This is a genomic window from Streptomyces sp. NPDC058470 (assembly GCF_042721055.1).
Lineage (GTDB): Bacteria > Actinomycetota > Actinomycetes > Streptomycetales > Streptomycetaceae > Streptomyces.
Genome location: NZ_JBHXMF010000044.1, coordinates 51496 through 60822 on the forward strand (window position 1 = coordinate 51496; position 9327 = coordinate 60822).

The window sequence follows — 9327 nt, forward strand, 5'->3', positions numbered from 1 at the left end:
CGGACTCGACGGCTCGCCGGCGAAGGGGCTTCACGGATTCGCCCGTTCCCTGGGGAACGTGCCTCTTGGATTCGACCGTTCCCTGGCGAATGCGCTTCTCGGACTCGACGGCTCGCCGGCGAAGGGGCTTCACGGATACGACCGTTCCCTGGCGAACGTGCCTCTCGGGCTCGACCACTCCCTGACGAACGTGCCTCCGGGATTCGACCGTTCCCAGGCGAACGCGCTCCCCGGATTCGACCATTCCCTGGCGAAGCGGTACGCCACCCGGCTGAAGTCCCCTGGGAAGGCCTCGGCATGGAGGGGGCCGTCGAGGTCACGGAGTGGGCCGTCGAGCAGGCAGCGCTCCCCACGCGGGTCGGCCTGCGGGGCCTCCATCTGCCGACGATCGTGGACGGGCGGGAGCCCATCGCCCTCGCGCCGGGCTGATCTGCTCCCACGCCCTTGGCCGGCAGCCCTGCGCGCCTGTCCCCTCCTGCGGACGCCACTGCGCGTCTGCACCGAAGCCCCCTAGGATTCCTCTGTGCAGAAGACAACGCTCCGGGACGTGGCTCTGGCCGCGGGCGTCCATGTCGCCACGGCGTCCAGGGCGCTCAACCCCAGCACCCGGTCGCTGGTCAACGCCGATACCGCCCGACGCGTCAGCCGCGCCGCCAAGTCCCTCGGCTACACGCCGAACCCGATTGCCCGCAGCCTGAAGACCGCGAAGTCGCTCAGCATCGGCGTGGTGCTGCCCGATCTGACCAACCCCCTGTTCCCCCCGATCGTCCGGGGCATCGACGACGTCCTCGGACCCGCCGGGTACAGCGGACTCATCGTCAACACCGACAACGACCCGGCGCGCGAGAAGGCCCAGATCGAGTCCCTTCGGTCGCGCCAGGTCGAGGGGCTCATCGTGGCCACCGCACGGTTGGACCACCCCCTGCTCGCCGAACTGCACGAGCAGGGCGTGAAGATGGTGTTGGTCAACCGCCGCACCGAGCATCTCGACGTCCCCGCCGTCACCCCGGACGACGCGACCGGGATCGCGCTGGCCGTCGGCCACCTCGCCCGGCTCGGCCACCGCCGGATCCTCCACCTCGCCGGACCGCCCACCACCTCCACCGGGGTCACCCGCGCCAGGGCTTTCCGCAACGCCGTACGGGAGTACGGCCTCGACGAGGACCCCGCGCTCGTCGTGCCCTGCGACTTCTGGGCCGAGGCCGAGGGAGCCCGCGCGCTGCGTGAGGTCCTGGACGCCGGCACGGACTTCACCGCCGTGATAGCGGGCAACGACCTGCTCGCCTTGGGTGCCTATGACGTCTGCGCCGAGCGCGGTATCACCTGCCCGGACGACATCAGCATCGTCGGGTACAACGACATGCCCTTCCTCGACAAGCTGAGCCCCCCGCTGACCACGGTCGCCGTCCCGCACCAGCAGATCGGCGTCGAAGCAGCCCGGATGCTGCTGGAGGCGCTCGACGGGCCCGCCCGCCCGGCGCGCTCGGTGCTGCTGCCGGTCTCCCTCGTCGTCCGCGCGTCGACGAAGGAACCGGCAGGGCGCTGACCACTCAGTCCCTATATGTACTTCCGGTGGTCAGCCGGATCGAGGGTTGCTTGTGCGCCCCCGCGGCCGCGGCGGTGGTTCCAAGGGTCTGGCGACGGAGGCTTGGACCGCGACCGGCCGGTGGTTGTCGTGAAGGTGACACTGCCGGTGACAGTCTCCGTGGGGGTAGTGTCAAGGGGGATCTGGCTGGTCAGAGCCGTGCACCACAGGCTGGGCCCATGACGACCGCCACGACCGCCACGACGGCTGCCACCGAGCAGCCATCCGCCACCCGAATGACCGGACGCCAGGTCTCCGCTCTCGTGGTGCTTCTCGCGTCCCAATTCATGATGGCCGCCGACTTCTCGGTGCTGAATGTCGCACTGCCCCGCGTGGGAGTGGACCTCGGGTTCACTGCGGGCAACCTGCAGTGGATCACGACCACGTTCGCCCTGTGCGCGGCGGGATGCACGCTGGTCTTCGGCCGTGTCGGTGACTATCTGGGGCGTCGGCGGATCTTCATCGCCGGCATGGCGGTGCTGGCTGTTGCCTCCCTCATCGGCGGCATCGCCACCTCCCCCGAGCTGCTGCTGGTGGCGCGCACCCTCCAGGGGCTGGCCACCGCGGCCGTCACACCGGCGGCGCTGGCCCTGCTCACCACCGCCTTCACCGAACCCTCTCTGCGCAACAAGGCGCTCGGACTCAACGGCGTGATGATGAGTTCCGGATTCACGGTCGGGGCGGTCCTCGGCGGGGTGCTGACAGATCTGCTGTCCTGGCGCTGGGCCTTCTTCATCAATATTCCCGTAGCCATCGCGGCGATCGTCGTCGTGCCGCTCGTCGTCCAGGAGAGCAGGGGCGAGAGCCGCAGCCGCATCGATCTGCCCGGTGCGCTCCTCATCACCGTGGGGCTCTTCGTCGGGATCTACGGAATCACGCGCGCCGGTGAGGACGGGCTGGACACCGTGTCGGTCGGCAGCATGGTCGCCGCCCTGGTTCTGCTGGGTTCCTTCTGGAGCGTGGAGAGCCGCAGCGCCGATGCCCTGGTGCCCGTACAGGTGCTGCGGAAGCCAGAGGTCGCATTCGGGAATCTGGCCGCACTGTTCATCTTCGGCGGCGAGACCGCGCTGATCTTCTTCACCGGCCTGTACGTCCAGAACGTACTCGGACTTTCGTCGCTGGTTACGGGCCTGGTTCTGGTCGGTATCGGGGTGGGCCAGATTCTCGGTGGACTGATCGGTCCGCGTGTTCTCGAGCGGGTTCCGCCGCGTGCGATGCTCGGCACCGCCCTGCTGGGACAGGGGCTGTTCATGCTGCCCGGCATCTGGATGACGGCACACACCGGCTGGCTGGTGCCGCTCATCGCCACCCAGTTCGTGAACGCGATCTTCTCCATGCTGGCGATGCTGTCCTTCATGGTCATCTCGACCTCGTCCGTCGACACGGACATGCAGGGAATGGCCACCGGTATGGCCACGCAGAGCCAGCAGGTCGGCATGGCCATCGGAATTCCACTGTTGAGCGCGGTCTTCACCGCGAGCATCGGACACGGCTCGGTGGGCGTAGCCGAGGAACTGTCCGGTATCCACCTGGCCATCGGCGTGGCGGCGTTCGCGCAGATCGCCGTCGGGGTCCTCCTCTGGCTTGCCCTGCGCAGGCAGCCCCGGCAGCAGCAGGTGTGACGACCGGATCTCACCGCAGGCCGGGGAGGCGGACCGCCTCCCCGGCCTGCGTCGGCGGTGGTGGAGATCCGAGGCGAACTTGCCGGAGTGGTCCGGCACTTCGACAATTGAAGGGTGGAGCACATCGTGAACACGGACCTGGGCGGTTACCTGCGGCAGATGCGCGAACGCATCCGGCCTGAGCAGGTCGGGCTCGAGAACCGCAGATCGCGGCGGGTTCCCGGGCTGCGGCGCGAGGAGGTGGCCGCGATGGCCGGTGTGAGTCAGACGTACTACACCCGGCTCGAGCAGTCACAGACCGCACATGCTTCGCCTCAGATCCTGCTGGCCATTGCCCGTGCCTTGGAGTTGGGCCCCGACGAGCAGGCGTATCTGCTCAAGATCGGCACCTCGGTTCAGGCCCCGCAGCAGCAGGCGCCGCGGACCGATCAGCTGAGCCCTTCCACCAGAATGCTGGTGGGGTCGCTCGGTAACGCGGCTGTGGCCGTGCTGAACTACCGGTGCGACATCCTCGCGTGGAACTCCCAGTACCACAGATTGTTCGCACCCCATCTGGACTTCGGCCTGCCGGAGATCGCCGAGGAGCGTCCCAATCTCATCAAGCTGAACTTCCTCGATGAGAACGTCCGGGCGCTGTACGGTGATTGGTCCATGGAATCGCAGTCCAACGTGACCTATCTGCGGTTCATCTGCGGTAATCACCGGCACGATTCGCAGTTGGCCGGATTGATCGGCGAACTCACCATTCAGAGTGAGGAGTTCGCGGAACTCTGGTGCCGTCAGCGGGTGGCGAACTGTATCGAGGGAACCAAGCTCTTCGACCACCCCGTCGTGGGGGAACTCGAGTTGATGTACCACTCCGCGGACCTGCAGGACGGGAATATCCTGAAGTTCTACCACGCGGTGCCCGACTCCCCGCACGAGGCGGCACTGCAACTCCTCACGGTGGACCTGGACTCGGTCCGCTCACGCTGAGCGGAGCCGCCACACGCAGCTCCACGGCGAGGTGTTCGAGTCCGGTACCGCGTCGATCAGTGCCACGGCTGGTTTCCAGGCGATTCTGCGCGCCGAACCGGGCCGCGCGCTGTCCGGGAACTGACGGGCCGGGGCGGCGTACCGAAAGTGGCCTCGGCCCGTCCATCGAGCAGCACGCAGCCGCGCAGGAAACGGAGACGGACTGTCTCTGTTTCCGGTCAGTACGGGCCCACGCTCGCCGGCCGAGGCCAAGGCGCCGCGTCCACCACCGACTGCCGCCAGGTGCGGAGTTGGCGTGGCATACCACTGGCCACCACCGCGCGGACGACGTTCTCCTCGCCCGGGCTGCCGCCGTAGACCGCCACGAAGCGGCGTTCCGCGAGGGAGCCCTCGACCACGGTGAACTCGCGGTCCGCGCTCGGGTGGCCGTACGACTGGAGTTTGAGGTCGTACTGGTCGGACCAGAAGTACGGGATCAGCGGGGTTTCGGTGGGAGCGGTCCCGGCGAGGGCTCGGCCGACGATCCGGCCGTGGTCCGTGGCCGTCATCCGGTGTTCGACCCGGTGGTGTCGGCCGGTGCGGGGGTCGCGCCAGGCGGCCACGTCGCCCACGGCGAACACTCCGGGCAGGACCTGGCCGTGTTCGTCGCACAGCACGCCGTTGCCGAGCGGGATGCCGGAGCCGGCCAGCCAGCCGACCTCGGGTTTCGAGCCGATGGCGACGAGGACGGCGTCGGCGGGCACGGTCGTGCCGTCGTCGAGTTCGACCTCGCGGACCCGTCCCGCCCGACCGTGCAGCGCCCGTACGCCCGTACCGCAGCGCAGGTCGACGCCGTTGTCGCGGTGTACGTCGGCCAGCATGCCGCCGACCTCCGCGCCCAGCGCCCGGAGCAGCGGCAGCGGCTGCGGGTCGGCGAGCGTGACGTCGACGCCGAGGCCGCGGGCGACGGCGGCGACCTCGGCACCGAGGAAGCCGGCGCCGATGACGACGAGCCGGCGCGCGGTGTGCAGTTCGGTGCGCAGCCGCAGTGCGTCACGCAAGCCGCGCAGGATGTGGACGCCGGCCAGGTCGTGCCCGAAGGGCAGCCGTGCGGGGGTCACTCCGGTGGCGATGACCAGGGTGTCGTAGGTGAGGGAAGAGCCGTCGACCAGTGCCACGGTCCGCGCCGCGGTGTCCACGGCGCTCGCCCGTACGCCGAGCCGCAGGTCGAGGGCGAGTTTGTCGAGGTCGGCGCGGGGGCGCAGGGTCAGCCTGTCGGGCTCCCAGTCCCCGCTGAGCAGCTGCTTGGACAGCGGGGGCCGGTCGTACGGCTCCTCGGGTTCCTCGCCGACGAGCACGATCTCGCCGGTGTGGCCCTGGGTGCGGGCGCTCTGGGCGGTCGTCAGTCCGGCGGCCGAGGCCCCGACGACGACCACGCGTCCGGACGTGGTCATCTCACTCCTCGCGGAGGGTGATGGCGAGCGCGGGGCACAGCTGCGCGGCTTCCTGTACGGCCTCGTACTGGTCCTCGGGCGGTGCTCCGTCCAGCAGTACGACGATGCCGTCCTCGTCGCGCTGGTCGAAGACGTCGGCGGCTGCGAGCACGCACTGCCCGGCGGCCACGCACTTGTCCTGGTCGATCTCGATCTTCATGTGGGGGGTGGGTCCTTTCGCGGTGGGGTTGTTCACCAGGTGACGGGCAGTTCGGAGATGCCGTAGACGCTGCTCTGCCGGCGGAAGGCGATCTCCTCGTGGGGGACTGCCACCTTCAGGTCGGGGAAGCGCCGGAAGAGCGTGGGCAGTGCGATCTGCAGTTCGGCGCGGGCGAGGGGCTGTCCGAGGCACTGGTGGACGCCGTAGCCGAAGGCGAGGTGGTTGCGGGCGGAGCGGCTGAGGTCGAGCTCGTCGGGGAGGTCGAAGACGGCGGGGTCGCGGTTGGCCGACTGAATCGGGATCACCAGGCCGTCGCCGGCCTTGACGGTGACACCGCCGATCTCGAAGTCATCGAGGGCGATCCGGCGCAGGCCGTTGTGCACGATCGTCAGGTAGCGCAGCAGTTCGTCCACCGCGGCCGGCACCGACTCGGGCTCGGCGAGCAGGTGGTGCAGCTGGTCGGGGTTGCGCAGCAGCGCGACGGTGGACAGGCCGATCATGTTGGCGGTGGTCTCGTGCCCGGCGACCAGCAGCAGGGTGCCCATGCCCGCGGCCTGTTCGGGGGTGAGTTCGCCGGTCCGGATCCGCCGTACGACGAGTTCGCTGAAGAGGTCGTCGCCGGGGTTGCGGTCCTTCTCCTTCAACAGCCCGAGCAGGTAGTCCTGGATCGCTTGGAGGGCCGCGTTGACCTCCTCCAGGGTGGAGGTGAGGTCGACCAGCACCTTGGAGTTCCGCTGGAACACCTCTCGGTCGGCGTAGGGCACGCCGAAGAGCTCGCAGATGACGAGTGAGGGGAAGGGCAGCGCGAAGTTCTCGATCAGGTCGGCGGGCCGGGGCTGTTCGGCCAGCTCGTCGAGGAGCTGGTCGGTGAGCCGCTGCAGCCGGGGGCGCATCGCCTCGACGTTCTTGAGCATGAAGGTGCGGGTCAGCATGCGCCGGAGCAGGCCGTGGTCCGGATCGTCCATGGTGATGAAGAAGCCGGGGGCCCGGGTGACGTTGCCCGCGCGTGGGGTCGGGAAGCCCTCGCGGGTGATGTCGGAGCTGGCCGCGGGGTGGGCGAGTACGGACCGGATGTCGTCGTAGCGGGTCACCAGCCAGTGGACGGGCCCGTGCGGGAGGGCGATCCGGCGGATCGGTCCCTCGGTACGCCAGTGCGCGTATTCGCCCGGCGGATCAAGGGGGGAAGTGCCCCGGTCGGTGGGCAGTGTGGGGGGTGCGAGACCGGTGTCGGGCAAGGCAGTACCTCCAGGCTCTGGTGAGCGCGTGGTTCCTTGGAGCAGTTGGCTAACGGTGTTAGGCAACTGTCGTCAGCGTACTCCCTCGTTTGCCGGGGCAACGTCGCTATCCGGCCAAGAGTGCGGTCACCAGATCGTCCGCGAGGGCCGGCATGGCATCCGCGGTCTGATGAACGGGCAGCGCGACCCGGAGCGTGGTGATGCCGTGCAGCGTGGTCCACAGCAGGGCCCCGCGGCGGTCGGCGGACATACGAGTGGGGGTGCTCCCCGCACTGCCCGCACTCCCCGCACTGCCCGCACTCCCCGCACTGCCCGCACTGCCCGTGCTCCCCGCACTGCCCGCACTGCCCGTGCTCCCCGCACTGCCCGTGCCGCCCGTGCTCCCCGCACTGGCCGTGCCGCCCGTGCCGCCCGCACTGCCCGTGCCGTCCGTGCCGTCCGCACTGCCCGTGCCGTCCGCACTGCCCGCGGACCTGGCGCGGGATGCGCGGACGTCGCCGAAGGGGTCGGGCTCCAGCTCGAACCCGCAGGCCGCGAAGGCTCGAGCCCACACGTTGATCAACTTCATCACGGGGTGCCCGGCGAACTGCTCCAACGGCAGCGCGGACTGCTCGACCCCGAACATCAGCCGGTAGCGCGCCGGGTTCTCCAGTGCGAACCGTCCGTACCACAGGACCATCGCCCGCAGCGCGCCCTCCGGATCGTCCGCCGGATGCCGCTCGCCCACCGCGCGCAACTCCGCGGTGAACTCCCCATACGCCTTCTCCATCAGTGTCGCGACCAGTTCGGCGCGGTCCTTGAAGTGCAGGTAGATGCTCGGCGGAGCGATCCCGACCTCCCGGGCCACGGCCCGCAGCGACAGGGCATCCTCGCGCCCGGCCTCCCCGAGCAGCCGCTCCGCCGCGAGCAGGATCTCCTCCCGCAGTTTGCCCCCCTCGCCCCAGCGATTGGGTGTACGGGCCTTCGGCTCCCCCGCCATGCGATCTCCTTCCGATTCTTCGGACCCGCACATCATCCATGACCGGCAGGGGCCCCGCCTGGGACCGGAGGGGCCGCGGGGACCTGGTTTCTCCGAAGTTCGCCGAGGCGGAAATTGGCATCAATCAGTTCGAACGGACCTTTCAGGCAAGGGTATTGATTCCGGACCCGCTGATCTCAAACCGTCGGCATGGTGAATTCTCGGCCATTGGGCAGCCGCTCGGGGCCCGGTGGGCACCGGCATCCGTCCGCTCCTGAAACGTCATCACTTCTTCATGGGTGCGGCAGCGCGAGGGCGTCCTGAACTGCTATTCATGGGGGCTAATTCATCTGCCATGGAGAGGTATTTCCGTGCGTTCATTAAGGGTACTTTTCACCGTCCTGCTGGCATTCGTCGGGGCGGTCACGATATCGAGCTCGGCTCAGGCGGCCGAAGGCAAGTACGTGGCTCTGGGTGACTCGTACGCCGTCGCCCCCGGGACCCGGACGTACGACGACGCCGTCAACGACCTGTGCAGACGGGGCCCGCTGGCCTACTCCCGGCTGTGGGCGGCCCAGCACCCGTCGGTCGCCTATGTGGAGGCGTCGTGCTCCGGTGCGACCACGGCCGACGTGGTCAACACGCAGGTTCCCCAACTGACCGCGGACACCACGCTGGTGACGATTCAGGTCGGCGGCAACGACGTCGGTTTCGTCGATGTGCTGGCGAACTGCGTCCTCACCGTCGACGACCAGGACTGTGTCGACGGAGTCGAGGCGGCGAAGCAGGCCACACAGACCACTCTGTCGACCGCGCTGGCGCAGACGTACGCGGCGGTGCGGGCCAAGGCACCCAATGCGCGAGTCATTGTCATCGGTTATCCGCGGTTCTACACCATCAGCGGGACCTGCGGAATTTTCGGATTGAGCGACACCGAACGAAGGGCCGTGAACTCGGCGGCCGACACCCTGGCAGGTGTCATGTCCGCCCGTGCGGCGGAGGCCGGTTTCACATTCCTGGACGCCCGGCCGGTATTCGACCCGCACACCATCTGCTCGGCGGGCACCGTCTGGCTGACCAGCCTTGAATGGGACAAACTCAACGAGTCCTACCACCCGAATGTGGCGGGTCACCGCGACGGCTATCTCGCCGCGTTGAACGCGCTGACCGGATGACCGGGCGGGCTGGATAGAGGTATCGGGTGAGGGGGGTGCGCCGCGTCGGGGGGACGCCCCCACAGCCCCCCCCCCGGGCTGTTTTAAAAAAAAACCAGCCCCCCACACACAAAAAAAAAAAGTATTGCGTGTTGTGGGTGTAAAA

The 9327-nt window shown here is 68.7% G+C and carries 9 protein-coding genes; 5 read left to right on the forward strand and 4 right to left on the reverse strand.

Annotated elements, in window-relative coordinates; genetic code table 11:
* The first annotated feature begins 297 nt into the window (after window positions 1-297).
* From ACFWP7_RS28985 to ACFWP7_RS29000, 4 genes are all read left to right on the forward strand, one after another.
* Window positions 298-429: a hypothetical protein gene (locus ACFWP7_RS28985; protein WP_384386994.1), complete on the forward strand. Its 132-nt coding sequence runs from the start codon at window positions 298-300 to the stop codon at window positions 427-429.
* Window positions 430-523: 94 nt separating this feature from the next.
* A complete protein-coding gene (locus ACFWP7_RS28990) occupies window positions 524-1546 on the forward strand; it encodes a LacI family DNA-binding transcriptional regulator (protein ID WP_384386996.1) in 1023 nt (340 codons plus the stop codon).
* A 218-nt stretch (window positions 1547-1764) separates the two neighbouring features.
* Window positions 1765-3207: an MFS transporter gene (locus ACFWP7_RS28995; RefSeq protein WP_384386998.1), complete on the forward strand. Its 1443-nt coding sequence runs from the start codon at window positions 1765-1767 to the stop codon at window positions 3205-3207.
* A 114-nt stretch (window positions 3208-3321) separates the two neighbouring features.
* Window positions 3322-4182, forward strand: coding sequence for a helix-turn-helix transcriptional regulator (locus ACFWP7_RS29000; RefSeq protein ID WP_384387001.1), 861 nt, complete (start codon window positions 3322-3324; stop codon window positions 4180-4182).
* Window positions 4183-4400: 218 nt separating this feature from the next.
* On the opposite strand, the gene ACFWP7_RS29005 is transcribed toward ACFWP7_RS29000, so the two are convergent.
* The 4 genes from ACFWP7_RS29005 to ACFWP7_RS29020 form a co-directional block, all read right to left on the reverse strand.
* A complete protein-coding gene (locus ACFWP7_RS29005) occupies window positions 4401-5615 on the reverse strand; it encodes an NAD(P)/FAD-dependent oxidoreductase (protein WP_384387004.1) in 1215 nt (404 codons plus the stop codon).
* A 1-nt stretch (window position 5616) separates the two neighbouring features.
* Window positions 5617-5814: a ferredoxin gene (locus ACFWP7_RS29010; protein WP_384387006.1), complete on the reverse strand. Its 198-nt coding sequence runs from the start codon at window positions 5812-5814 to the stop codon at window positions 5617-5619.
* 32 nt (window positions 5815-5846) lie between these two features.
* A complete protein-coding gene (locus tag ACFWP7_RS29015) occupies window positions 5847-7049 on the reverse strand; it encodes a cytochrome P450 (protein ID WP_384387009.1) in 1203 nt (400 codons plus the stop codon).
* 106 nt (window positions 7050-7155) lie between these two features.
* Complete coding sequence (locus tag ACFWP7_RS29020) at window positions 7156-8028, reverse strand: TetR/AcrR family transcriptional regulator (RefSeq protein ID WP_384387012.1); 873 nt, start codon at window positions 8026-8028, stop codon at window positions 7156-7158.
* A 350-nt stretch (window positions 8029-8378) separates the two neighbouring features.
* On the opposite strand from ACFWP7_RS29020, the gene ACFWP7_RS29025 reads away from it, so the two are divergent.
* Window positions 8379-9182, forward strand: coding sequence for an SGNH/GDSL hydrolase family protein (locus tag ACFWP7_RS29025; protein WP_384387015.1), 804 nt, complete (start codon window positions 8379-8381; stop codon window positions 9180-9182).
* Window positions 9183-9327 lie beyond the last annotated feature (145 nt).

Coding starts and splice junctions, on each gene's coding strand:
- ACFWP7_RS28995 (WP_384386998.1), top strand. CDS start 1,765: ATGACGACCGCCACGACCGCCACGACGGCTGCCACCGAGCAGCCATCC.
- ACFWP7_RS28985 (WP_384386994.1), top strand. CDS start 298: ATGGAGGGGGCCGTCGAGGTCACGGAGTGGGCCGTCGAGCAGGCAGCG.
- ACFWP7_RS29005 (WP_384387004.1), bottom strand. CDS start 5,615: ATGACCACGTCCGGACGCGTGGTCGTCGTCGGGGCCTCGGCCGCCGGA.
- ACFWP7_RS29020 (WP_384387012.1), bottom strand. CDS start 8,028: ATGGCGGGGGAGCCGAAGGCCCGTACACCCAATCGCTGGGGCGAGGGG.
- ACFWP7_RS29010 (WP_384387006.1), bottom strand. CDS start 5,814: ATGAAGATCGAGATCGACCAGGACAAGTGCGTGGCCGCCGGGCAGTGC.